Source organism: Lactobacillus crispatus, assembly GCF_018987235.1.
In the GTDB taxonomy this organism is placed as follows: domain Bacteria; phylum Bacillota; class Bacilli; order Lactobacillales; family Lactobacillaceae; genus Lactobacillus; species Lactobacillus crispatus.
Window position 1 is genome coordinate 1362322 of sequence record NZ_CP072197.1, and the last position, 24540, is coordinate 1386861.

The 24540-nt window shown below is 36.1% G+C and carries 23 protein-coding genes; 5 read left to right on the forward strand and 18 right to left on the reverse strand.

Features of this window, described 5'->3' with window-relative positions; all coding sequences use genetic code 11:
* Positions 1 to 2 precede the first annotated feature (2 nt).
* The gene (locus J6L97_RS06565) at positions 3 to 1793 is read right to left on the reverse strand and encodes a ribonuclease J (protein WP_023488142.1); all 1791 of its coding nucleotides are present in this window, start codon (positions 1791 to 1793) and stop codon (positions 3 to 5) included.
* Positions 1794 to 1950: 157 nt separating this feature from the next.
* The gene (gene rpsO, locus J6L97_RS06570) at positions 1951 to 2220 is read right to left on the reverse strand and encodes a 30S ribosomal protein S15 (protein ID WP_005718887.1); all 270 of its coding nucleotides are present in this window, start codon (positions 2218 to 2220) and stop codon (positions 1951 to 1953) included.
* A 201-nt stretch (positions 2221 to 2421) separates the two neighbouring features.
* Here rpsO and rpsT point away from each other — a divergent pair, with 201 nt between their 5' ends.
* The gene (gene rpsT, locus J6L97_RS06575) at positions 2422 to 2679 is read left to right on the forward strand and encodes a 30S ribosomal protein S20 (protein WP_005718885.1); all 258 of its coding nucleotides are present in this window, start codon (positions 2422 to 2424) and stop codon (positions 2677 to 2679) included.
* Positions 2680 to 2742: 63 nt separating this feature from the next.
* Here rpsT and holA read toward each other — a convergent pair whose 3' ends face one another.
* The 9 genes from holA to typA all read right to left on the reverse strand — a co-directional run bounded on the left by holA (position 2743) and on the right by typA (position 12286).
* On the reverse strand, positions 2743 to 3729 hold the full coding sequence (holA, locus tag J6L97_RS06580; RefSeq protein WP_057726397.1) for a DNA polymerase III subunit delta: 987 nt from the start codon (positions 3727 to 3729) through the stop codon (positions 2743 to 2745).
* Positions 3726 to 6014, reverse strand: coding sequence for a DNA internalization-related competence protein ComEC/Rec2 (locus tag J6L97_RS06585; RefSeq protein ID WP_057726400.1), 2289 nt, complete (start codon positions 6012 to 6014; stop codon positions 3726 to 3728). Before J6L97_RS06585 ends, holA begins: the two co-directional genes overlap by 4 nt.
* Positions 5983 to 6672: a helix-hairpin-helix domain-containing protein gene (locus J6L97_RS06590; RefSeq protein ID WP_057726402.1), complete on the reverse strand. Its 690-nt coding sequence runs from the start codon at positions 6670 to 6672 to the stop codon at positions 5983 to 5985. The genes J6L97_RS06585 and J6L97_RS06590 overlap by 32 nt, the downstream gene beginning before the upstream one ends.
* A 75-nt stretch (positions 6673 to 6747) precedes the next feature.
* The gene (locus J6L97_RS06595) at positions 6748 to 7791 is read right to left on the reverse strand and encodes a SepM family pheromone-processing serine protease (RefSeq protein WP_057726404.1); all 1044 of its coding nucleotides are present in this window, start codon (positions 7789 to 7791) and stop codon (positions 6748 to 6750) included.
* A complete protein-coding gene (coaD, locus tag J6L97_RS06600) occupies positions 7784 to 8269 on the reverse strand; it encodes a pantetheine-phosphate adenylyltransferase (RefSeq protein WP_057726406.1) in 486 nt (161 codons plus the stop codon). Before coaD ends, J6L97_RS06595 begins: the two co-directional genes overlap by 8 nt.
* 2 nt (positions 8270 to 8271) lie before the next feature.
* Positions 8272 to 8820 carry a 16S rRNA (guanine(966)-N(2))-methyltransferase RsmD gene (rsmD, locus tag J6L97_RS06605; RefSeq protein ID WP_005722810.1) on the reverse strand — a complete coding sequence of 183 codons (549 nt, stop codon included), beginning with the start codon at positions 8818 to 8820 and terminating at the stop codon, positions 8272 to 8274.
* Positions 8817 to 9161 carry a YlbG family protein gene (locus J6L97_RS06610; RefSeq protein WP_005718878.1) on the reverse strand — a complete coding sequence of 115 codons (345 nt, stop codon included), beginning with the start codon at positions 9159 to 9161 and terminating at the stop codon, positions 8817 to 8819. Before J6L97_RS06610 ends, rsmD begins: the two co-directional genes overlap by 4 nt.
* Entirely contained in the window at positions 9158 to 10342 is a 1185-nt protein-coding gene (locus tag J6L97_RS06615; protein WP_005721325.1) for an FtsW/RodA/SpoVE family cell cycle protein, read from the reverse strand. Before J6L97_RS06615 ends, J6L97_RS06610 begins: the two co-directional genes overlap by 4 nt.
* Positions 10343 to 10441: 99 nt before the next feature.
* Positions 10442 to 12286: a translational GTPase TypA gene (gene typA / locus J6L97_RS06620; RefSeq protein WP_057726408.1), complete on the reverse strand. Its 1845-nt coding sequence runs from the start codon at positions 12284 to 12286 to the stop codon at positions 10442 to 10444.
* A 252-nt stretch (positions 12287 to 12538) separates the two neighbouring features.
* On the opposite strand from typA, the gene def reads away from it, so the two are divergent.
* The 4 genes from def (at position 12539) to J6L97_RS06640 (ending at position 16324) form a co-directional block, all read left to right on the forward strand.
* Entirely contained in the window at positions 12539 to 13093 is a 555-nt protein-coding gene (def, locus tag J6L97_RS06625) for a peptide deformylase (RefSeq protein WP_005718875.1), read from the forward strand.
* Positions 13094 to 13422: 329 nt separating this feature from the next.
* Positions 13423 to 13644: a DNA-dependent RNA polymerase subunit epsilon gene (locus tag J6L97_RS06630; protein ID WP_023488133.1), complete on the forward strand. Its 222-nt coding sequence runs from the start codon at positions 13423 to 13425 to the stop codon at positions 13642 to 13644.
* Positions 13645 to 13650: 6 nt separating this feature from the next.
* Positions 13651 to 15330, forward strand: a complete 1680-nt coding sequence (gene rnjA / locus J6L97_RS06635) for a ribonuclease J1 (RefSeq protein ID WP_057726411.1) — start codon at positions 13651 to 13653, stop codon at positions 15328 to 15330.
* 46 nt (positions 15331 to 15376) lie between these two features.
* A complete protein-coding gene (locus J6L97_RS06640; protein ID WP_005721329.1) occupies positions 15377 to 16324 on the forward strand; it encodes a diacylglycerol/lipid kinase family protein in 948 nt (315 codons plus the stop codon).
* A 25-nt stretch (positions 16325 to 16349) separates the two neighbouring features.
* Here the strand turns inward: J6L97_RS06640 and J6L97_RS06645 are convergent, their stop codons facing one another.
* The 7 genes from J6L97_RS06645 to J6L97_RS06675 form a co-directional block, all read right to left on the reverse strand.
* A complete protein-coding gene (locus J6L97_RS06645) occupies positions 16350 to 17987 on the reverse strand; it encodes a nuclease-related domain-containing protein (protein WP_057726413.1) in 1638 nt (545 codons plus the stop codon).
* A gap of 106 nt (positions 17988 to 18093) precedes the next feature.
* A complete protein-coding gene (recD2, locus tag J6L97_RS06650; protein ID WP_023488129.1) occupies positions 18094 to 20463 on the reverse strand; it encodes an SF1B family DNA helicase RecD2 in 2370 nt (789 codons plus the stop codon).
* Positions 20456 to 21106 carry a tetratricopeptide repeat protein gene (locus J6L97_RS06655; protein ID WP_005718865.1) on the reverse strand — a complete coding sequence of 217 codons (651 nt, stop codon included), beginning with the start codon at positions 21104 to 21106 and terminating at the stop codon, positions 20456 to 20458. The genes recD2 and J6L97_RS06655 overlap by 8 nt, the downstream gene beginning before the upstream one ends.
* Positions 21106 to 21765, reverse strand: a complete 660-nt coding sequence (locus J6L97_RS06660) for a histidine phosphatase family protein (protein ID WP_005718864.1) — start codon at positions 21763 to 21765, stop codon at positions 21106 to 21108. Before J6L97_RS06660 ends, J6L97_RS06655 begins: the two co-directional genes overlap by 1 nt.
* 92 nt (positions 21766 to 21857) lie before the next feature.
* The gene (gene mnmA, locus J6L97_RS06665) at positions 21858 to 22985 is read right to left on the reverse strand and encodes a tRNA 2-thiouridine(34) synthase MnmA (protein WP_013086164.1); all 1128 of its coding nucleotides are present in this window, start codon (positions 22983 to 22985) and stop codon (positions 21858 to 21860) included.
* A gap of 7 nt (positions 22986 to 22992) precedes the next feature.
* Entirely contained in the window at positions 22993 to 23334 is a 342-nt protein-coding gene (locus J6L97_RS06670) for a DUF1831 domain-containing protein (RefSeq protein ID WP_013086163.1), read from the reverse strand.
* Between the two features lie 47 nt (positions 23335 to 23381).
* Complete coding sequence (locus tag J6L97_RS06675) at positions 23382 to 24539, reverse strand: cysteine desulfurase family protein (protein ID WP_005718858.1); 1158 nt, start codon at positions 24537 to 24539, stop codon at positions 23382 to 23384.
* Between the last annotated feature and the right edge of the window lies 1 nt (position 24540).

A 24540-nucleotide genomic window follows, 5' to 3' on the forward strand; every position in this document is an offset into this window, starting at 1 on the left:
TTTTAGTCTTTCTTATTACTTTCTTTTTTCTTATTTATTTTTGTTTTTTTATTTTCGTCTTTGGCATGGTTCTTATTGTCATTTTGTGCTTTTTCATTGCGTTTCTGCATAGCACGATGACGGTTTTGATTTACTTCCATGACCACGGGCAAGATCACTGGACGACGGTTAGTTTTCTTGTATAAAAACTTCTCCAAATCACCGCGGATATCTTGCTTCAATTCAGTCCAATCAAACTTTTTGTGTTCAAAATTGGCCTGAATTGCTTTTTTAATTACATCAATTGAATCACTCATCAACTGGCGATTAGCCTTGATATAGACGAAACCACGACTAGTGACTTTTGGCTCTGCAATAATCTTTTTCTTCTTACGGTCAATTGTAACAACCGCAATAAAGATTCCGTCATCTGATAGGACCTCACGATCACGTAGCACAATATTACCAACATCACCAACACCAGAACCGTCGATCATGGTATCTTCACCTGGTACTGGGTCAGTTAAGAAGAAACGCTTTTGCTTAAAGTCATATTCAAGACAGTCACCATTCTTGGTAATATATATATCTTTAGGATTCATTCCAGCTTTAATAGCCAAATCACGTACTACTTCAAGTAAACGATATTCACCAATTACTGGAATTAAGAATTTTGGCTTCAAGGTTGTAATCAAAAGTTGCAGATCACGACCAGTTGCATGCCCACTAGTATGTATATTTCTGCCTAACTGGATAACCGTACCGCCAGCCTTATATACCAAATCACTGGTTTCAGCTACCATCGTTTCAACCGCATGTGACGGAGTAGTTGCAATAAAGACCAAATCGCCCTTATGAATCGTAATCATACTATGACGCTTCTTAGCCATTTTTTGTAATGAGTTAAGTGGTTCACCCATACGCCCAGTCTCTAATATAACTGTCTGCTCATCTGGCACAGTCTTCAGATCCTTAACTCGCATCAACAAGCCTTCAGGCACATCTAAATAGCCTAATTTCATTGAAGTTCTAACAATCTTAGCTAGATCGCGGCCAGTTAATAAGACGCGTTTCCCTGTTGCTGCTGCAGCATTTAAAACTTCTTGAACACGATTCAAGTTAGAGGCTTTAGCAGCTACGATAATTCTGCCTTTAGCATTTCTGAAGACATTAGTCACAAATTTACCAATATCTTGTTCAGATGCATTAGGGAAAGATGCTTCTGCATTAGATGAATCACTTAAAAGCGCTAAAACGCCCTTTTGTTCAATTTCAGCTAAGCGATCCATATCAGTCCGATAATTTAACGCAGCTGTTGGATCAAATTTAAAGTCACCAGTATAAACAATTTCACCTGCTGGTGTATGTACATCTATTCCAAGTGAATCAGGAATTGAGTGTGTCGTATGGAAGAATGAAATACTTGCATTCTTAAAATCAATTTCAGTATCTGCATCGATTACGTGGAACAAACTATTCTTACGGCGTTTGTTTTCGCGTTGTACTTCAATTTTAGCAAGTTCGATACTCAATTGTGAACCAAATACTGGAATATCGTATTTACGCAAAATGTATGGCAATGCACCAATTGAATCAGCATGCCCATGTGTTAAAAAGATACCTGCTACTCGATCTCCGTATTGTTCAAAGAAATCAAGGTCAGGAATTACTACATCGATACCAAATAAAGAACTATCAGGGTACTTTAATCCGGCATCAAGAACAAAAATTTCATCATTAACTTGAACGGCAAACATATCTTTACCTTGTTCACGCACACCGCTCAAGATCATAATTTTGATTTGATCAGCCATTATATTTCCTTTTCTATCTAATTTTTAATTCTTATGGATCTATCGATCTCAACGTAAAAATAATCTGTTTCAATTTTAGCATAAAGAATAAAATTATGACAGAGACAAAAAAAGCCAGCCTTTTCGGCTAGCTTCATTATTCAATATTATGTAAAAATTAACGACGAAGACCTAACTTCTTGATCAATTCACGGTAACGGTTAATGTCGTTGTTTTCAAGGTAACGAAGCAAGTTACGACGGTGACCGATCTTCTTAAGCAAACCAACGTATGAGTGGTGGTCATGCTTGTGACTCTTCATGTGATCAGTCAAGTTGTTGATATCAGCAGTCAAAAGAGCAACTTGAACTTCAACAGAACCAGTGTCACCTTCGTGAGTTGCGTATTCCTTCATAATCTTTTCTTTTTCAGTCTTTGAAATTGCCATAGTTAAATTCACCTTTCATTAAATAATTGCCGTTAACAACGTTTATCGTCGGCGTGAACAAATAAACAGCGTTAGCGGTTCACAACAGTCTCAATCATACACATTATTTTTTAAAAAAGCAAGCGGAAATTATCTTGCATCCGTGATATTTCTTAAGTATAATGGATGAAGTAAATTTCTAAATCATTGGAGGTGAATTTCATGCCACAAATCAAATCAGCTATCAAACGTGTTAAGACTCAAAACGCTACTAACGAACGCCGCGCTTCTGAATTAAGCAAGTTAAGAACTGCTATCAAGAAGTTTAAGAACGCTGTTGAAAGTGATAGTAAGGAAGACGTCTCCAAGTTGCATTTAGAAGCTGAACGTGCTTTGGATAAGGCTGCTTCAAAAGGCTTAATCCACAAGAACAAGGCTGCTCGTGACAAGAGTCGTTTAAACAAGTTAGCAAACAAGTAAATCTTACTTATTACTAATAATAAAAAGAGGAGATCTGCAGCGATCTCCTCTTTTTGTATACTCTTAGACATTTAAGATAAATAATTTCAAAAAATTATCTTCACGGTAAGTTCCATTTTTATATTTAAATTCTAAGTCGATTGCATCCCTTAATAAATTTTCTAGCTTTTCTATCTTCAACCGATTACGTAGGGCTAACTTAACCCTATAGGGATGAACGCCTAATTCTTTTACAATTTGTGGTTCGCTACGACCTCTTTGTGCTAAGATCTTAACGACCAAAATCAATTCTAATTGATTTTCAAAGACCGCTAATAATTGAATTGGATTAGTCCCTTCACGTAATTGATTATCTAAGCGCTCAACTGCTTCACGGTAATTCTTATCTAAAGCCGACTCCAAAATAGCGAAAATATTTTGTGCTAGGGACAAATCTACATTTTGCATTACTGATTTTTCAGTAATTTTGTTATCGGTAGCTACCATTTTTAGCTTTTGATAATTGCTTAAAATAGTGTCAATTACCTGATCACTTCGCTCAATTAGCAGCTGTAAAGCTGACTGTGTGATTATATATCCCTCATCTTTGATCAAGGCTTTAGTCGTTGAAGCAACTTCATAGGGCCTAATTTGTGGCTCAACCACATTGAATTGCTTTAGAACAGTTTTAGTCAGTTTTTTACGCCTATCAATTTTTTCATAAGAAGCAACAATTACTACTACATCTTCTAAATCAGCTAAGTTTTCAAAAATTTTTTGTAAGTCATCAATTTGTTTCTGTAATTTTTTAGATACCTTAGCTGTTAAAAAGAAAGGATTTTTGACTACAATAAATTTCTGTTCACTAAATAAACTGGATTCAGTTAAGCTCGCAATCAATTCATCTAAGCCATCGCTTTCGCAATCGACAGTCACGTGCTCCAAATCTTTAAAGCGATCTTCCTTGGCATATGATCTAACCAAGTAATCATTGAGAAAGTCATCTGCACCCCAAATTAAGGTATGTGGATTATTGTTATTTGTATTTTTAAACAAAGAAAGTAAGGTCATTTTTTATCCCGCTTTAAAAAGTAACTAAATCTAGGACTTTGCAGTCCGCCATAATACCAGCTAATCATACCACAGTCTTGCGTTGAAACCCATGGTATTTGTTGTTGAGTTAGTGTCGTTAGCGTCTCTTGATGGGGGTGCCCGAACCTATTTTTTCGACCAGCAGAAATAAAAACTTGCTTAGGATGGATTGCACGTAAAAAGTCTGGATTGGATGATGTTTTACTGCCATGATGACCCAATTTAAAATAATCTACCTGAAGTTTCATCCTCTGCATAATTTCCTTTTCACCATCTTGACCTAAATCTCCTGTAAACAACCAATTCTTATTCGCTACTCTAAAAAGCAAACTCAGGGAATCTTCATTCTTTCCTTCTCCTGCTTGATATGGATAAACCACATTAAATGTAATCTGCGGTTCTTTCACCCGCATTCCTGCAAGTAACTCCACTAATTTGGTATCTTTTACACGACCATCTAATCTCTTTTGAAAAGATGGATTCTTAATTAGTCCTTCGGCCATAAATAATTTCTTAACATTAACCTGCTCTAGTAATGGTCCTAAATCACCAACGTGATCGGCATCTTGATGCGAAACAAAGACTCCGTCAATCGTATTAATTCCCTGACTTTTCAAAAATGGAATAGTAATTCGATCAATCTGAGGTGTCTGCTTTTTGCCACTAAAGTTTAGTTTCCCACCAGTATCAATTAAATATACCTTGCGAGGAAATGGCGTAGTCACTAGAATACTATCTCCTTGGCCCACATCAATGAAGGTTACTTGCCCTCGCAAAGGAAAATGAATCATGCTGAAGAAAATTACATACAAGCTCAACAAGCCCACCATAATTTTCTTACTATTAAAGCGCCAGTTAACTTTTTCTCTTAAAGAAACAATTAAAATAATCGTTACTATTAATAGCAACAGACACTGCCACCAATTAATTTGCCCAAAAGTTAGTAGTCCCAACTTAGTAGCAGATAATTGACCAATGATTTTCTCACCTAATTCAAGCACTTTTTCTAATACCGGAGCAAAATCTTTAGTCAGACCAAACGTCACAATATTGAAAAAAGCAATTGGTAAAACTATCCAATTGAAATATGGCACTACTAACATATTAAAAATTACAGTTAAAAAATTGACCTGATAAAAGAAAAGCAATAGTAATGGCGTTAATAAAATATTTAACAAAATTGCTTGTTTAAAACTGCCAAACTTATCAGTTAACTGTAAACCCAATGCCAAAATATAGCTCAATAAGGCTCCAGTTGCCAGAAATAAACGCGGTACTACTAAAAGATGTAAAATGCAGGTCAATCCCAGCAGATCTATCGACGCAACATGATATTTCTTAAACTTACAAATTTTGCCTAAAAAGTAGGTTAAACTCGCTCTTACAAAGCCGGCTTGACCATTGCTTAGAAAAATACCTAGCAATAAAACCAATGTACAGCAGACAAAAGTTTCTTCATCCGTCAGTTTCAAGTTAAAACAAAATACGCTAATTAATAAGACATAGATTCCAACATGTAAGCCTGAAATGCTTAACAAGTGAATAACACCCAAATCTCGATAATTATTTAGTATTTCTTGATTTTCTTGAGCATTATTTTCACCCAAGATTAATTCACTAGCGAAAAAGCCTAACAACTGTGGCATCTTGGCAAAATAGTTCTGCAATTCAAAACGTAATTGATGCAATTGATCCCCAAAATCAGTAATCGGTAATAGCTTCATTTGACAACTACTGTATTTCAATTTTTGGTAAATCTGTTTTGCCTGATAATAATTCTGAAAATTAAACTCACCAATATTAGTTGCTGGCTCAATTGAATTGCATTCCCCATTAATTTCTGTCACTAAAATAGGGTTCCCATGCTTAAGCAGTTCTTTTTGAGCATCTGTTACCTTGCCACTAATTAAAATTTTACCTTGAGCAAAATTACCCACACCTGTTAAGTAGTCGTCTTTAATTCTTACCTGATCAGGGTAAATTCTTAATTGGCTCTGCTGGGTTAAAACAAAATTGGTTTTTGATTTACTTAAAAAAATTAGTAATAGAAATGCCCCAACTATTAGACTAACTATTTTTAAACTAACTCGATATTTTTGTACCAACAGTAGCAAAAAGTAACCCAGAAAAAATAAAGCTACTATTTTTTGCACCATTGTTGTACAAGAAAAAGCCAAAAAAGAGATTGTAATTAGCAACAAAGCGGTTATTAAGTAAAAGCCAACTTCATTTTTAAACAGCCAATTGATCTTTAAGGCTCGCAAAAGTCTTTTCTCCTATTCCCGATACCTGCATTAAATCTTCTATCTTTTTAAAAGAACCATTTTGTTCACGATAAGCAATAATCTGTTCTGCCTTTTTTTGACCAATTCCAGTTAACTTTTGTAGTTCCGTTACATTAGCAGTATTTAAGTTGATCTTAGTGCCATCCCCTTGATTACTTGGGCTACTGCTACTAGTACTCCCATTATTTTGACTATTATCAGCTGATCCTGCAGTTGCCACATTTTCAACCTTTTCACCCTTGTAAGGAATATGAATTTTATCTTGATCCTTAAGCAAAGTAGCGCGGTTAATAGCTTTTAATTGTGCTCTAGCAGTAGTACCTCCAGCCGCCTCAATTAACTCCTGCAGACGAGCACCATTTTTCAATGTATATACTCCCTGATGCTTCACCGCACCGGAAATATCACAAGTTACAGTCTTAGAAACGGTTGTTGAACTACTGCTAGTCACTGCATTAGTATTAGTGGTTGCACCTGAACTACTAATGCTAGACTGCATAACTTGATCCTGCACTGCAGCAGCATTTTCTTGATGATCCCCTTTCTTTAATCCATAAAATCCAACTACAAGAATTATTGCACCAATGAGATATACTTTTTTCTCAAGCACAAATTCTTTTATTTTTCCAAAATTCATAAAAATCACCTCTACTATTTATTACGCAAAAAAAGCCCAGAATTTTTTCTGGACTTCAAATTTTTTTGAATTTTTTTAGTAGTGTGTCTTTAGATAGTTTAATGCATCATCAAAAGTGCTCACAGGGACAATTTTCATTTTGGTGTGAATTTTCTTTGCGGTTCTCTTAGCAACTGCATAATTAGTTTCACTTTTCTTCACACTGGTTGAATCAGTCGGCGCAAAGAAGACCTCTGCACCTTCTCTGCTAGCAGCTACCACTTTTTTATCAACGCCACCAATGATTCCTACTTTTCCAGTAGGTGAAATCGTACCTGTTCCCGCAATCTTATGTCCCTTACTTAAGTTCTGCTTGGTAAAGACCTCATAGCTTTCAAGTGTGAACATCAATCCGGCTGAGGGGCCACCGATTTTGCCAGCATTAATTTTTAACTTAGGCTTAGTTTTCACAACTACATGCTCAACTAATTGAATTCCAATTCCTGGCTTATTAGTACCCTTTACCTTAACAATTTTGCCAGTAAAGTGTTTCTCTTGCTTACCACGCAAAACTGAGATTGTTACTCGTGCACCAATTTTTTGTTTACGCAAATAATTCATCATCTCTTCAGTTGACCTGAAACGATGCCCGTTTGCGCCTAAAACGGTATCACCAATTTGGAGCTTATTTTTAAAACTAGAATTTTTCTGGACTTCCATTACATAAACGCCTAGATATTTTAAGCTATGCTGTTTACCTGCTTTTTTAGCTGCATAATAAATTGCATTCTGCTGACTTGTTTCCATATACCAGTTTTGCAACTCATTATATTGAGCACTAGTTTGACCTCCTAGCAGCTCCTTGCTTGATACACGCTCATCATAGGGACGAGTAAAACTCCATAGATATTGCAAAAACGGAGACGGCCGACTAGTTACGCTAACTGTCACCAAATAAAAATTATTCGGACGTTTATTTGATGACTTAATAAACTGGCCCACGGGCATTGCCTCACCAGGATATTCAATATAATAATCAGTCGGCCAAACAGCAAGTACCACTAATAAAACAAGCGCAATTAGTGCCAAGAGCCAATTACGCAAGTGCTTTTTCGATTGATTGTTTTTCTTATTATTCATGTTTTAGCTTCTCTCTCAATGCAATCGCTGCTTTTTTAGGTAAAAACAGACTAACATCTTCATCAAAACGAGCTAATTCCTTAATCATGCTTGAAGCTACAAAAGAATTTTCTGGACTCGCAAAAAGCAAAACTGTATTCACATCTGGAGCCAATTTTTTATTAATCCCAGCAATCTCCTGTTCATAGCGGAAATCAGCACTGTTGCGTACACCGCGCACCATAACTTTAGCATGCAATTCATGTGCTAAATTTACGGTTACTTCTTCCGGTCTTTCTAGCACTTCAATATTAGGTATTTCCCTTAGTGCATCCCTGATTAGATCAGCACGTTCTTCAGGCGTAAACAAGTATTTCTTAGCTGTATTGGTCATCGCAACTACATATACTTTATCAAAAATTTCAGCAGCCTTTTTAGCGGTCTCCACATGCCCATTAGTAATCGGATCAAAACTCCCTGGAAATAAAGCGATTGTCATTATTAGTCCTTTCGATAAATCCTCACAATTGTTTTTCCTAAATGGTGTTCTTTGATCAATGAAAAACCAGTAATTTCACCCAGTTCTGTATGATCATCAGTTTCTGCTACCACAATTGCATGATCATTAAGTAGGTTCGACTTTACCATCTGCAACATGTCCTTAGCGATTTTTTCTTTGGCATAGGGCGGATCAAGAAAAACTAGATCAAACTTTTCATCATTCTCAGAAAATAATTTTAATGCTGCAGAGCTGCGCATATTATAAACATTAAAACGCTGCTCTTCCTTAGTTAAAGCAACATTTTTCTTAATAATTGTACAAGCAGCATGATTAATATCAACCAGACTCGCATGGTCACAGCCCCTTGAAACAGCTTCAATTCCTAAGGCACCACTACCAGCATATAAGTCTAAAACATTACCACCCTGAAAAAATTGTCCCAATGAATTAAAAAGGGATTCTTTCACCTTATCACTGGTTGGTCTTGTCCGATTACTTTTCAAAGTAAATAAATTTCTTTTAGCATATTTCCCTGAAATAATTCTCATTTTAGTTGATTCTCACTTTTTTCTTGTTCAAGTTGCAATTTCTTTTCTGCTTTTTGGGCCATCTCAGCTAATTGATTTTCAATATGTTGGCTATCCAAATTTACTTCTTCTTCAGCTGAAATTTCGACATGATTAACAAAATCCAAATGAGCAATTTGTCCTTTGATTTCATTGCATTCGTTGCGATTAACATAAAGAACACAATATTTCATTTTTTTAGAAAAATAAACAATGTCACCAAAATGGCGCAACTTATATTGATCACTAACTGATTTTAAATAAATAATCAATGCTACCCTTTTAATTAAGTGGGTACTTTCAATTTCTTTATTGATACTCATGCAACTGTTTCATCCTTTTCTTGTAACATTTTTTCATTTGCTGAAACGTTCAGTACTAAACCAATCGCAGCAGTCAAGACAATCATTGATGAACCACCATATGAAATAAATGGCAGCGTAACCCCCGTAATCGGCAACAATCCTAGTACTGCACCGATATTAAAGAATGCTTCTGTAAAAATAATAGTCGTCACGCCAAAGCAAATTAATGCGTCGAATTGAGAAACCGCGTGAACCCCAACTTCCATAATCTGCCACATCAAATAAAAGAGTAATCCAACCAATAAAATTGTCAGAATCACACCTACTTCTTCTGCTGTAATGGATAAAATAAAGTCGGTATACGGCTCTGGTAAGTAACCTCGCTTTTGCATACTATTACCTAGTCCTACGCCAAATAATCCCCCATTGTGGATTGCATAATAGGAGTTAACTAGCTGGGCCCCACCTTTTTGCTCTAATTCAAAGGGATGCAAGAACGACATTAGTCGTTGGAATTGATAACTTCTTTGTAAAAATCCAGGATTCCAGGCAACTACAATAAAAAATACAGCTGCCACTAAGATCACAATCCCAGCTAACCAAGTTAAAGCTAATTTAGTTGGAACCCCTGATACTGAAAACATTACTAAAGTGATCATAAATAAAATTGCTGTCCCACCAAAATCAGGTTCAACAATAACCAAACACATTAAAAAAGCCGCCAAAATTGCTGGGTGTGACAAATTATGTTTGATCTTACCCTTGACTAATTTTCCATCTCTTCTGTCTAGTACATATGACAAATAAATGACCAGAGCCAATTTAGTAACTTCTAGCGGCTGCAAATTGATAAAGCCCAAGTTAATCCAACCTACAGCACCATTAACTGCCGCACTACTGCCATGAGCAAAACGTAGAAATACTAGCCATCCTAGCATAAGTATACAAATTAATAAAAATCCCCCTACAAACTTTGGATTTTTAAATACTTTGATTCTTAATGCAAAAAACGGAATCCCAAACAAAAAGAAAGCTACTATAGCATAGATTGCTTGCCGTATCCCATAGACATTTGGCTTAAATCCATTAACTAATAAAATATCTGAACTAGCTGAATATACCAAAATTATCCCAACCACTACTAAAATAAGATAGGGAATAAAAATCTGGTAATTAAGATAACGTAATTTTCGACGCACAAGCGTTGCCCCTTTATCTAAATAATACTTTTTTCATTATAAAACAAAAAGATCATCACTTCTATCAAGTGACGACCTTTTAAAATTTATTAAACTATCTTAGTTAGCACGGTTACGCTTCTTATCAGCCTTTTGACGTTCTGAAGTGTTCAAAATCTTCTTACGTAAACGAATAGATTCGGGAGTTACTTCACAATATTCATCATCATTTAAGAATTCGATAGCTTCTTCAAGAGTCAACGTTCTAGGAGTCTTAATAGCAGCAGCGTGGTCCTTACCGGCAGCACGAGTGTTAGTTAAGTTCTTACCCTTAGTTACGTTAACAGCAATATCACGTTCACGTGATGATTGTCCAACAATCATACCTTCGTAAACTTCAACACCAGCACCGATGAATAACTCACCACGTTGTTCTACTGATTGAAGTGAGTAAGTAGTTGATTGACCTTGGCTAATGGATACCAATGCACCATTACGACGACCTGGGTTCCAGTTCTTTACTACTGGCTTATATGCTTCAAAGGTGTGGTTCATGATACCATATCCACCAGTTTGTGACATGAATTCATTATTGTAACCAATCAAACCACGTGATGGAACTAAAAATTCAAGACGAGTTTGACCATTACCAGTTGATTCCATATTCTTCATCTCACCTTTTCTTTGTGAAAGTGAGTCAATAACAGAACCAACATATTCATCTGGAGTATCGATTTGTACTGATTCAAATGGTTCGCACATAGTACCATCAATTTCACGGTAAATAACCTTAGGACGTGAAAGTTGTAATTCGAAGCCTTCACGACGAAGTTCTTCAACCAAAATTGAAAGGTGAAGTTCACCACGACCTGAAACAGTCCAAGCGTTCAATTGATCAGTTGGTTCAACCTTCAAAGAAACATCGGTACGAGTTTGACGAATCAAACGATCTTCAAGCTTCTTAGGAGTTACTTGATCACCTTCACGACCTGCAAATGGTGAATCGTTGGCAACAAAGTCCATTTGAAGAGTTGGTGGATCAATCTTAAGAAGTGGCAATGCTTCTGGATGTTCAGCTGATGCAATAGTTTCACCCACGTAGATATCATTAATACCACTAATGGCAATAATATCTCCAGCCTTAGCTTCCTTAATTTCGTTACGTTTCAAGCCAAAGTAACCAAATAACTTAGTAACACGGAAGTTTTGAGTTGAACCATCACGCTTCATAACAGTGATGTTGTCACTAACTTTAACCTTACCACGGTAAATTCTACCAACACCGATACGACCAACATAGTCATCCCAATCAAGCATGGTGATTTGGAATTGTAATGGCTCATCAGAGTTGTCTACTGGAGCAGGAATATTCTTAATAATGGTATCAAAGATTGGATCCATAGTTTCCTTTTGAGTACTTGGATCTGGATCATATGATGAAGTACCATTCAAAGCTGATGCATAAACAACTGGGAAGTCAAGCTGTTCATCGTTGGCACCTAATTCGATGAAAAGTTCAAGTACATCATCCAAAACCTTCTTAGGACGAGCGCCTGGACGGTCAATCTTGTTTAAAACAACGATAGGTTTTACGCCAGCTTCCAAAGCTTTCTTTAAAACGAAACGAGTCTGTGGCATTGGACCTTCATAGGCATCAACCAAAAGCAATGCACCGTCAACCATGTGCATAACACGTTCTACTTCCCCACCAAAGTCAGCGTGACCTGGTGTATCCAAGATGTTGATAGTAGTATCCTTATACTTAACAGCAGTGTTCTTAGACAAAATAGTAATACCGCGTTCACGTTCAATGGCATTTGAGTCCATAGCACGATCTTCCAGATTCATGTGTTCTGGCAAAGTATCAGATTGCTTCAATAATTGGTTAACCAAGGTAGTCTTACCGTGGTCAACGTGGGCAATGATCGCAATGTTTCTTAGATCGTCTCTTCTTTTTTCTGACAAAAGTATTCCTCCCCACTCTTCAATAAAAAAACTGTGACTCTGTCACAGTTTCGGTAACGCATTAGCGCCTTATCGAAGTGCTTTTCTTAAATCTGTATAGTTACGTTAGTGAATTTTACCACCTAACTGCATACGGGTCAACGCTTAACAATCAAGTTAACCCTGGATTTTTTTATGCAAAAACAAGCAAAAACTATTAAACTATGGTAAAAATATAATGTAGATAATAATTTTTAAAAAGGAGTAATTATTTTGATCTTAATGAAAGATATCGTACGTGACGGTGATCCCGTCTTACGTCAAGTTGCCAAGCCTTTAACATTTCCACTTAGTGATCACTATAAAAAATTAGCTGATGATATGATGCAATACTTAATTGATTCACAAGATCCTAAGATTGCTGAAAAGCACCAATTAAGAGCAGGCGTTGGCCTAGCCGCACCTCAAGTAGGTGAAGGTGTACAAATGGCTGCACTTTTAGTTCCTGATGATCAAGGCAAAATTATCTTTAAAGAAGTTTATGTTAACCCAGAGATTGTCTCTGAATCTGTTCGTCAAGCTTGTCTTAGCGAAGGTGAAGGTTGCCTTAGTGTTGATGAAGTTATTAATGGTTACGTTCCCCGCCCTGATAAATTAACCATTCATTACTACACCGTTGACGGTGAAGAAAAAACCATTCGCTTAAAGGATTACCCAGCAATTGTTTCTTCTCATGAAATTGATCACTTAAATGGTCACTTGTTCTATGACCGCATTAATAAGCAGGATCCATTCGCACTTAAAGAAGATACAGTCGTAATTTCTTAATTGTTATTTAACCAAAACAAAAGCCTGCAGATGCAGGCTTTTTTGTATAAAAAAGTCACTGGTTAACTAGGCCAGTGACTCATACATTGGGAATTAAGAAGATTGAAGAGACTTCTTATAACGAGCAAATGAATTTATTAATCATTTACTACATGATTATCGTACAACTGATGTTATTTTACGTCAATAACATTGACCAAATTTAATCGGTAAAAATCAAAAGAAACATAATTATATACTTAACTTTATAATTATGATAAAATTTTTATAGCTATTGAGTAATTTTTACTCTACATTGAACGTTTATACATTAATAAGGAGAATCATTTATGATCTACAAAGTTTTGTATCAAAAAGACAAGATTGTCAATCCTCGTAGAGAAACTACACAAACTCTTTACATGGAAGCAAACAACATGGTCGAAGCAAGAAGTATGGTTGAGGACAATACCCCCTATAACATTGAACTCATCCAAGAATTAACTGGTAATTCGTTAACTTACGAAAAAGAACATGCTGACTTTAAGTTAACAACGTTCGACAAGAAGTAATAAAGAGTGCGAATTAAAAATAATGAAGTAGCCGTTTATGCAATCGGGGGTTTGCATGAAATCGGCAAAAATATGTATTGTGTTCAGTATCAGGATGAAATTATCATCATGGACTGTGGTATTAAATTCCCCGAAGATAACCTATTAGGTATTAATTACGTTATTTCAGACTATTCTTACCTAATCAAGAATCGTAAGAAAATCAAAGCTCTTGTGGTTAGTCACGGACATGAAGACCATATCGGTGGTATTCCATTTTTGTTAGAAAAAATTCCTGAAATTCCTGTCTATGCGACACCATTTGCCCTTTCATTAATTAGAGGCAAATTGGAAGAACACGGAATTTTAAAGACAACTGAACTACACGAAGAGCATGAGGATACTGTTTTGAAGTTTAAGAAACTTTCCGTTTCTTTCTTTAGAACTACTCACTCTATTCCTGATACTTTAGGTATTGCCGTTCATACACCACTCGGTGCCGTTGTCTTTACTGGTGACTTTAAGTTTGACTTAACACCAGTAATGGATCAACCTGCACCAGATTTTCAAAAGATGGCTCAATTAGGCAATGAAGGTGTACTTGCTCTTCTCTCAGATTCAACTAATGCTGAAGTAACACAATTTACTAAGTCTGAACGATTTGTAGCTAAGTCACTACATAATATCATCACTGGAATCCACGGTAGAATTATTTTTGCCACTTTTGCATCTAATCTTTATCGTGTATCAACTGCTATTCAAGCTGCAATTGATACCGGTAGAAAGGTTGCAATTTTTGGACGTAGTATGGAAAATGGCGTTGATAATGGGGTCGACTTGGGCTACTTAAATTTGCCTAAGGATCTAATTGTTGACGCAGATGAGATCAACAAACTACCACCTGAAAAAGTAATGATTTTATGTACTGGTTCTCAAGGTGAACCATTAGCCGCTTTATCGCGAATTGCTAATGGTACTCACCGTCAAATCAGCTTACAACCTGGTGATACAGTCATCTTCTCCTCTAACCCAATTCCAGGTAACACATTAAGTGTTAACCACTTAATCAATAAGTTAATGGAAGGCGGAGCCGATGTTATTCACGGAAGAGTAAATAACGTTCATACTTCCGGACACGGCGGCCAAGAAGAGTTAAAGATGATGGTTCGCTTAGTTAAACCTAAGTACATGATTCCTGTTCATGGTGAGTACAGAATGCAGGTTATTCACACCCAGCTTGCTCAACAAGCCGGTGTACCCGCTGAAAACACTTTTGTTTTATCTAATGGTGAAGTTGTCTGCTTTGGCCCTGATGGCGCTAGAATCGCAGGACATATTCCTGCAGGTGACGTTTACGTTGATACTTCTGGTACTGCAGACGTTGGCAACGTTGTTGTTCATGATCGTCAAATTCTTTCTGAAGAAGGTTTAGTTGTTGCAGTTGCTACAGTTGATTATAAGCACAAGCGAGTCTTAGCTGGTCCTGATATTCTCAGTCGCGGATTTGTCTACATGCGTGAATCAACTGAGTTAATTAGTCAAGCGCAAAAGCATGTTTATCATGTGCTTAGAAATGAAATGGCTAAATCAAATAGACCAAAAGAAAGTGACATTAAAAAGGCGATCACCGAAAATCTTTCAGACTTCTTGTATTCCAAGACTGAACGACGGCCTATGATTTTACCAATCATTATCGAAAAGAAATAGTAAAAAGGACTCCTTAGGGAGTCTTTTATTTTAGAAAATGAACAATATGCATAAAAAAATTAAAGTTCAGTTATTAGTTAATGAGGTCGCTGGGAATGGCAATGCTATTAAAGCTGATAAAGAATTACAAGATATACTAAAAGAAATGAATATTCCTTTTAAGCGACAAAAAAGTCATTATCCTGGAGAATTAGTCGTTCTAGCACAAAATTACGCTAATTTACATCTCTCTTCTGAACATGTTTTAATCGTAGTTGGTGGAGATGGCTCCTTTAATGAAGTTTTAAATGGAATAAAGACTTCTAATTATCCTGAAACAGCTATTACTTATTTGCCTGCAGGAACAGGCAATGATTTTGCCCGTGGTGCTGGATTAACCGCAGATCCCAGGCAATTAATCAACAATTTGCTCCGAGATCCTGAACCGGAACAAGTTGATTGTGGTTTTTTCACATCAAATATTAAACAAATTCCTAAGGGTTACTTTGTTAATAATTTCGGTATTGGTTTTGATGCCTTTGTTGTTCATCAGAGTAATCATGAGCAATTAAAAAAACACCTCAATCACCTCAATTCTGGAAATATGATTTATGGCCTAAATATAATCAAGGCACTAATTAAGCAGGATACCTTTACAGTGACTGTTAAAACTAAAAACGAAACTCTTCGTTACGGAGATGCATACTTTGTCACTACTACTAACCATCCCTACTTTGGCGGTGGTTTTGCTATTTTGCCAAAAGCGGACATTTACAGTCACCATCTTGATACAGTAATTGTTGAAAAACCGAGTTTACGCAAGTTTCTCTGGCTTTTTGGTAAGCTGATCAAAGATGGTTCACACGTTAATGCACCAGAATTTCATTATATTGAAGCTAAAGAAATCCTAGTTCAAACCAATAAAAGTGAATATGCTCAAATTGATGGTGAAGATATTGAAAAGCAGCCCTTCAAAGTAACATTTAAAGTTGATCATTTTAATTTATTAAAATAAGGAAGAATTCCAAATTCTTCCTTTTTTATATCTTATCTAAAATATCTCTTTTCGAATTATGATTTTGATAATATTGGTCCTGATCAATGAAATCATGTACTTGATCATAAAATTTCTTCCAATAACGGTATTTTTGATACTGCTTTTGCCACTCCCGTGCTTCTTGCAAGTAATTACCAAGAAGTCCATTAATCTGATCGATATGTTTAATCACCTGATTAGCATGATACAATTGCTCTTCCACCTGCTTTTGAGTTAACGTTGACTCCTGATCTTCAAAAAATAGAACATTTTCTTGATAATTTTTTTCTTCTTGCAATTGTTTACTATTATCCATTTCTTCTTTGATAGCTGCAATTTCGTCTGGCTGTAATCCAATTCCAGTTTTAGCTTTGACTAATAACGACTGAATATCTGCCAATTGCACAACATCTATTCCCATTTTTTGATAACGGTTCGAATCAGTCAATGTGAACTCATCATCTGTTCTACTTACAAATACAACCACGTTTCTGATTAATTGATCTATATTTGGCAAGCGTCTCAATAAATTAATAATCACTGGGTTGTTGCTTTTTTCTAGGACATATTTAATACTTTCTTTATGCTTGGCCACTTGATCAGCTATCTGATCATAATCAGCCTGCACATTATACTGTCCATTTTTACTTGTTCGTGCTTTGGTTTCCAAGCAAAAAATCCCGCTAGTCGTAATTATCACATGATCAATTTGGTTACTCCCTAAACTATTCTTTTTTTCATAGGGATATGGTAACAGTAAATTATGAATTATTTCTTTCCCTGTCTGCACTTCACGTAAACGAGAATTCACTAATTCTTCTGCGGCAGCGCCTGCCAAGAGATTGCTAAGATGGCGCAAATCACGTTGAGATAAAATATTCATAGGTCGCAAATTTTTTATTTGATTCAAATGTAGTTCAGTCATTCTTTTTTGAAATGCGTTTACTTTTTGATTGTAAACCTTATAGCCAGAATTAATTGCCCGAATTCGTAAAACATTTTGCAGAGCCAAAGCTCGTTTCAAATCACGTTTATTATTCAACAAAGTTTTTTCAACTATCATAGCATCATGAACAGTCTGTGAATCAGTTACTTTTTTATGTGTAATCCAAGCTTTTTGATAACTAGCATGATTTTCTAACTCATTCACATACTGATTTAAGTCATTTTCCAAAGGCAAAATTTTGTTTCTACCTTCTTTGACTATTGAGCCATAATAGCGCAAATTTTTTGTAATTTCGTCTAACTCATTGAATTCATGTTTGCCATAATGGTAAGTTACCTTAGTTTCTCCATTCCAACTAGTCTTACGCCAATAATGACCATCCGTCTTACCAAATTCAACTAATTCCGCCACTGAACGATCTAAATAGTACTTAATCAAATAATGACAATGGCCTTTATTGTCAAAAATGCGTCGCTTAATATAACCTGGTCGCATTAATTCAATGATCTGAAAGGTCAAGTTCTTATGATTAGGAAAACGGTATGGTAATCTTTTGCCTGCAATTTTTTCAATTTTAGTTATTTCTTTCTTATCTGTTACAGATAATTCTATTTTTTTCATTTTCTTCTTTTTTCGCTTTTGAAAAAAATAATAGGTTAATATGCCTACTGTTAGTGTAATTATTGTAATATCCATGTTAATTATCCATATTTTGGAACGTATGTTTAGACAGCAATAATTATACCATGATTTTGTATAATGAAAAAGCCCCTTGTTTTAACAATTCAAGGGGCTTTTATCCTTATAATTTGATATTTTCCATTCCAATCATTGGATCAATTTCACCAGAATATATTTTTTCCGGGGTTAGAACAAAATCTTCTGCTACTTCTGCTTTATCGGTTTCATTCTCCATTTCTTGAGCTTTTTCGTGCTGCTTGCTTTGATCAGATTTATCCAATGATTTTGTAATACCCAATTGCTGACAAATCTTCGCTGCTAAGCCAGTCTTACGATCATTTCCCGGCGTCTTAAAAGCTGCCACAAATGCCCGTGGATCACCAACTAACACTAAGTTTTTCTCAGCTCGCGTTATTGCAGTATACAAAAGATTTCGTTTTAGCATCACAAAATTCTGCATGGTTAGATTCAAGATTACCAATGGAAATTCTGAACCTTGTGATTTATGAATAGTGATTGCATAAGCCCGGGTCAGATCATTTAAATCTTTTCTAGAAAAGGCAACTTCTCTTCCATCAAAATCTGCAATCATGCATTCCTTGGCATCATCTTCATCAATGCTAATGATCTTACCAATTTGTCCATTATAAATATCTTTTTCAGGATTATTTTGCAATTGCAGAATACGATCGCCAATTCGGAAAACTTCATTATGTGCTTCTAATACCTTACTTTTAGGCTGAGATGGGTTTAAAATTGCCTGAATAACATTATTAAGGTTAGTTACACCACCATTGCCAAGATACATCGCGCTAAGCACTTGAATATCATCTTTTGCAAATCCACGTTTTAAAGCAAGTTTAACAATTTGTCCAACTGCATCCCCTACTAATTCGGGACGACAGCTAATAAAAGAATAATTCTTTGTTTTCTTAAACAAGGCTTGCTGATCTTTACCCTCATTAACATCATGCGCCAAAGTAATAATCGTTGAATCATCACCCTGTCTATGAATCTGCTTCAAAATAGTAGTTGGAAACGCTTGCGATTTAATCAGGTCACTGAAGACATTGCCAGCTCCAACCGAAGGTAACTGATCCTTATCACCAACGAAAACAATATGCCGCGTATCATGAATACTTGCCAAAAGTTGTTTAAAAAGGAACATGTCAACCATCGACATTTCATCAACAATTAAGATTTCACCATTTAACTCATTCAAGTCCTGAGTGTTAGTATCACCAATACCTAACCCCAACATTCGGTGAATTGTTTTAGCACTGATTCCGGTAATTTCACCCATTCTTTTAGCTGCACGTCCAGTCGGTGCTGCTAGTAAAAACGGAGGATCTTCACTGTAAAGAGCGGAGGAAGGAATCTCAGCCAGCTTGCGTAATACTAATAAAATTCCATTAATAATAGTAGTTTTACCTGTACCTGGTCCACCTGTCAAAATAGAAATCGGTTGGTTAACTGCGTTTTTGATGGCCAACTTCTGTGTATCGTCGTAGTGAATCTTAAGTTCCTTTTCAGCATCCTTGATTGCTTGCTCTACCTTTTTATCATCATATTGTTCTCTTTTTTTATCTTCTTTTTTTTCTACCAAGTTTTTCATCAAGCGAGCAATATCAACTTCTGTTTGATAAATATTTTGTAGAGCAGCATTCTCACCATCAACTATTACTTTGCCAGCTTCTTGTAAACTATTAATACAGCTAGCAATTGGGTCGAATTGATTGATTTGAAGCAATTTACTTGCTTCTGTTAATAACTCAGCTAAGCCTACATAAGTATCTCCCTCACCATTTAAAGCATCGAGTAATACTTGATAAACAGCACCTTTAATTCTACGTGGATCATCACTAGCAATATCTAATTGGCTTCCCATCATATCCGCGGTTTTAAATGCAAAACCCGAAATATCATTAACTGCTGCATAAGGATCTTTCTCTAGTTTTGCTAATGCTTCACCATGATAAAGCTGGTAAACCCGTCCTGCAATACGCTTATTAATGCCGTATTTAGCCAATTTTAAAATTACTTCTGAATAAGAATCCATCGCATTTAGTCCTGCCAAAAGACTATCCTTTTGCTTTCTAGTTAAAGAAAGCTTATCAATCTTAGCTGGACTTTCCTTCAATACATCTAAGGCATTTAGCCCTAATTCATCAATAATCGTAGTCGCAGCCTTTTTACCAATTCCAGGGAACTTATTCGAACTCAAATACTTAGTTAAAGATCCCTCTTCATGTGGCAAGACTTGCTTATAGTTATTTGCTCTAAACTGCAAGCCAAATTTTTCATGCATTACTAGTTTACCCTCGAAGCGATAGCTACTATTAATTTGAATATCGCCAAAATTCCCTGTCACCTTAATATCGGGACGAGAATAATCGGATAAAGTGCCGATAATTTCAACGTCAAGAATTTTATACAAGTCTTTACTATTTTCAAAAACAATCCCGTTAACCTTACCGGTAAATTCATTCATAATTTTTCTTTTCCTTGTCATTTAGCATCTTCATAATTGAAGCATACTGATTCATTGCTTGCTGATAATACTTAGCATCCATCTGCTTAGCTTGAGCAAAATATTTTTGAGCCTGGTCACGATCTTTTTCTAATGTAGTGACACCTAGTAAAAAATAAACTTTCGCATTTTTCTTATTATCAGGAATTGCCAAATACATTTGCTGAGCCTGTTGATTCTCACCCAAACTTAACCAAATATCGCCTAGCAATTCCTGAATTCGCTCATCAATTTTTTTGATCGTCAAAGCATAAGCTAAAGCTTTTTGGCCTTGCCCTAATTTTAAGTAAGTTAGTGCCTTTTGATAAAGAGTTAAGTCATCATTAGGTATCTGATCTAATAAAGCCAGTGCCTTATCAAAATCGCCTTGCATGTAATAACACACTGCCAGATTATAATTTAATTCTTGTGGCTCTTTAACCAGATGCTGGGCCTGCTCCAATAGCTTCTGTGCTTGATCCAAGCTTCCTTGCTCAATTAAATACGTCGATAGCTGCAAATAATTAGCAACTTGTTGTGGATGCTGATCGATTTTTTTGATTAAAAGATGAATGGCTTGTTCTACTTTACCTTCATCATAAAGTTGCGCTATTTTTTGATCCATTATAACGAGTCCGTCTTCGATAATTTACGTCCTAAATAACTAGTTTCATTCCACACTACCGGTTTAAAAGTCTTTCCGCCATCTAGTGTTTCTAAGACAGTTAAAGAGGTATTGCTAAGGCCGCCATTTTTGCGAATATCTTTCAATGGATAGCCTAAAAGTCCACCCATAATAGCTGATAATGCCGCACCATGACTAACTGCTAGAATCTTATCATCATCGTCAGGAAATCTTTGTGCCATTTCTTGAGCAAATGCTTTTCCACGAGCAATAACATGTGGATAATCCTCACCATGAAGTTCAGTCGGATCATATTTATCTGGATGGTGCCAAAAATTATCCATTTGTTTAGGGAATTTTTTCTCTGCATCCCCAAACTTCATTCCCTCCATATCACCCAAATTAAACTCTCTGAGTCGTTCATCGATCACAACGGGTAAGTTAGCGTTCATTGCATCATCGATGCCCTGAGCGGTATTAAAGGCCCGATCAAGCGGACTGGCAAAAATTCCTCTAAATTTAGTTCCTTGCAAGTGATGACCTAATTTTTTTATATCTTCTAAGCTTTGTGGCAAAAGTGGTGAATCTCCATGTCCTCCTTGGAAGCGACTAGCTAAATTCCACTCAGTTTTGCCATGACGAACAAAATAAATTTGCATTGCTTAAATCCCCCTAATTGTCTAATCAATAAGAATAGTTTAGCACAAAGAAAAAGGCGTTCGAAAAATCGAACGCTCTTTTTGCATATTTTTTAAACTAATTGTAATTGCTTTTCTTCTTGGTAAGCAGCATCAATATTACCGCCGCCTAAACATTCTTCACCCTTGTATAAAACAAGTGCTTGACCTGGTGTAACTGCACGAGCTGGCTCATCAAAGTAAACATCAGCAGTATTGTCTGCGGCATGATACTTAACAGTCACGCCGATATCACATTGACGATAACGGAACTTTGCAGTACAGTGCATCTCAAAATCATGATCTGGCTTACCAGTAAAGAATGACATATCACTTGCCTTCAAGCGACTAGCATATAGAAGTGGACTATCATAGCCCTGCTCTACAATTAATTCATTCTTCTTAAGATCCTTGCCGACCACGAACCATGGATCAGTTGATTCCTTAGTTGAGCCCAAGCCCAAGCCCTGTCTTTGACCAATGGTGTAGTACATTAAACCAGCATGCTCACCAACTACTTTACCATCAGGAGTGACCATCTTACCTGATTTAGCTGGTAAGAATTCACTTAAAAACTTTCTAAAGTTTCTCTCACCAATAAAGCAGATACCTGTAGAATCTTTTTTCTTCGCGGTAGCTAAACCATTAGCCAAAGCAATCTCTCTAACTTGTGGCTTAGTTAGGTTAGCTAGAGGGAAAATAACCTTACTAATCTGCTCTTGACTCAATTGGCTCAAAAAGTACGTCTGGTCCTTGTTACCATCCTTAGGACGCATCATATGAGTAACACCATTGGCATCCTTAACAGTCTTAGCATAGTGCCCCATTGCAATGTAGTCAGCATCCAAGTCCATCGCAAACTCCAAGAACGACTTGAACTTAATCTGACTATTGCACATTACATCAGGATTAGGGGTTCTTCCCTTCTTGTATTCATCCAAGAAATATTCAAAAACGCGGTGCCAATACTCTTTTTCAAAATTAATTGAATAATATGGAATACCAATCTTATCGGCAACCTTTTTTACATCTTCATAGTCTTCAGTAGCTGTACAGACGCCTGAATCATCGGTATCATCCCAATTCTTCATAAAGACACCAACAACATCGTAGCCTTGTTGTTTAAGTAAAAGTGCTGAAACAGACGAGTCAACGCCACCACTCATACCTACAACTACTCTAGTCTTGCTATTGTCAACCATTATTCAATCAATCCTTTACTTCAAGCAAAATCTTACGCTCCTCAAGATCCTTTAAAATATAATCTAAAAGTTCTACAGTAGGAGCTAATTGCTTATTTTTAAAAATATTAACCTTCTGCAAACCGTTGCGATCAGTAATAACCATAGTTAAATGCGACAAGTCCTTATTAATGGTCATCTTTAACTTAGTAGGCGCGTTATAAGGTGAATCATTGTAAAGGGGATGTTCATAATTAAAATTACCCTTAGCTGTCTTCACAAAGCCAGCATCAATCAAAGCATAAAGCTTCAACTCAGGATTCAAAGTAAACTTACGTTTATCACCATTAATCACAACTGTATTTGCCATAATTTTCCTCACTTATTTATAATAAGATACTTTCTTTTTGAAAGCAACTATTTATTTTTAGATTGAATTCTTTGTACAATTTTTACTAATTCTTGAGCGAATTGCTCAATTTCTTCATCCGTATTATAACGCCCAAATGAAATTCGGATCGACTCATTTATTCTTGGTGAATTTTCTCCAAAACAAGCAATTAAAACATGTGATGGCTCCAAAGAACCAGCAGTACATGCTGAACCGCCTGACACGGCAAATCCATTCAAATCAAGATTTGTTTGTAAAGAAGTAGTAGATACACCATTGAGATGCAGATTAAGCACATGATGTGAGTAACCCGGACCATACCCACCATTAATTTCATAATTAATTTGATGATCGTCTAATTCCTTTAAAATAATGTCTTGATAATGAGCATATTTCTTTTGCAAAGCATCACGACCAATCTCGGATACTTCACGAACAGCTTCGCCAAAGCCGGCAATTCCTGGTACGTTCTCTGTTCCAGCTCGACGTTTGGTTTCCTGCTCACCGCCTAAAATCAAATTTGGAATATCGATATCCGCATTTTCATATAAAAAGCCTAAAAACTTAGGTCCATTAATTTTATGTGCAGAAACAGACAGAAAATCAATGTTCATGTCCTTAACATCAATTTTAATTGTGCCCATTCCCTGAACATTGTCAACATGAAAATATGCATTGGAGTCCTTTACCATTGCCCCGATTTCTTTGAGCGGCATAATGGTACCAACTTCATTGTTAACGGCCATAATCGATACTAAAATAGTGTCTGGCGTTAATTCCTTTTTTAACTGTTCTAAAGAAATTTGCCCGTTTTCATCGACATTCAAATAGACAATGTTGTAGCCCTCATTTTCCAAACGTTTCATTGGATTAAGAACCGAGGGATGTTCGATCGGCGTAGTAATAATCTTTTTACCAATATTTTTACGAGCATAGGCAGTTCCAAGAATCGCTGTATTATTGCTTTCTGAACCACCTGAAGTAAAAATAATCTCTCCATCTTGAGCATTAATATCTTGAGCAATCTGGTGACGAGCTCGATCAATTACATTTCTGGCCCTACGACCTAATTCATAGGTACTAGAGGCATTACCAAAATCATTTTTCATTTCATCGGTAATAATATCAATTACCTTGGGTGACATTGGTGTCGTTGCCGCATTATCTAAATAAATTTCACGCACG

What these genes read in the sequence shown, in the direction of transcription:
- J6L97_RS06590 (WP_057726402.1), bottom strand. Translation starts at nt 6,672, where the DNA reads ATGAATTTTGGAAAAATAAAAGAATTTGTGCTTGAGAAAAAAGTATAT.
- J6L97_RS06640 (WP_005721329.1), top strand. Translation starts at nt 15,377, where the DNA reads ATGCATAAAAAAATTAAAGTTCAGTTATTAGTTAATGAGGTCGCTGGG.
- J6L97_RS06630 (WP_023488133.1), top strand. Translation starts at nt 13,423, where the DNA reads ATGATCTACAAAGTTTTGTATCAAAAAGACAAGATTGTCAATCCTCGT.
- rpsO (WP_005718887.1), bottom strand. Translation starts at nt 2,220, where the DNA reads ATGGCAATTTCAAAGACTGAAAAAGAAAAGATTATGAAGGAATACGCA.
- rsmD (WP_005722810.1), bottom strand. Translation starts at nt 8,820, where the DNA reads ATGAGAATTATTTCAGGGAAATATGCTAAAAGAAATTTATTTACTTTG.
- J6L97_RS06565 (WP_023488142.1), bottom strand. Translation starts at nt 1,793, where the DNA reads ATGGCTGATCAAATCAAAATTATGATCTTGAGCGGTGTGCGTGAACAA.
- J6L97_RS06610 (WP_005718878.1), bottom strand. Translation starts at nt 9,161, where the DNA reads ATGAGTATCAATAAAGAAATTGAAAGTACCCACTTAATTAAAAGGGTA.
- mnmA (WP_013086164.1), bottom strand. Translation starts at nt 22,985, where the DNA reads ATGGTTGACAATAGCAAGACTAGAGTAGTTGTAGGTATGAGTGGTGGC.
- J6L97_RS06660 (WP_005718864.1), bottom strand. Translation starts at nt 21,765, where the DNA reads ATGCAAATTTATTTTGTTCGTCATGGCAAAACTGAGTGGAATTTAGCT.
- recD2 (WP_023488129.1), bottom strand. Translation starts at nt 20,463, where the DNA reads ATGAATGAATTTACCGGTAAGGTTAACGGGATTGTTTTTGAAAATAGT.
- J6L97_RS06645 (WP_057726413.1), bottom strand. Translation starts at nt 17,987, where the DNA reads ATGGATATTACAATAATTACACTAACAGTAGGCATATTAACCTATTAT.
- rpsT (WP_005718885.1), top strand. Translation starts at nt 2,422, where the DNA reads ATGCCACAAATCAAATCAGCTATCAAACGTGTTAAGACTCAAAACGCT.
- J6L97_RS06655 (WP_005718865.1), bottom strand. Translation starts at nt 21,106, where the DNA reads ATGGATCAAAAAATAGCGCAACTTTATGATGAAGGTAAAGTAGAACAA.
- J6L97_RS06595 (WP_057726404.1), bottom strand. Translation starts at nt 7,791, where the DNA reads ATGAATAATAAGAAAAACAATCAATCGAAAAAGCACTTGCGTAATTGG.
- coaD (WP_057726406.1), bottom strand. Translation starts at nt 8,269, where the DNA reads ATGACAATCGCTTTATTTCCAGGGAGTTTTGATCCGATTACTAATGGG.
- holA (WP_057726397.1), bottom strand. Translation starts at nt 3,729, where the DNA reads ATGACCTTACTTTCTTTGTTTAAAAATACAAATAACAATAATCCACAT.
- J6L97_RS06670 (WP_013086163.1), bottom strand. Translation starts at nt 23,334, where the DNA reads ATGGCAAATACAGTTGTGATTAATGGTGATAAACGTAAGTTTACTTTG.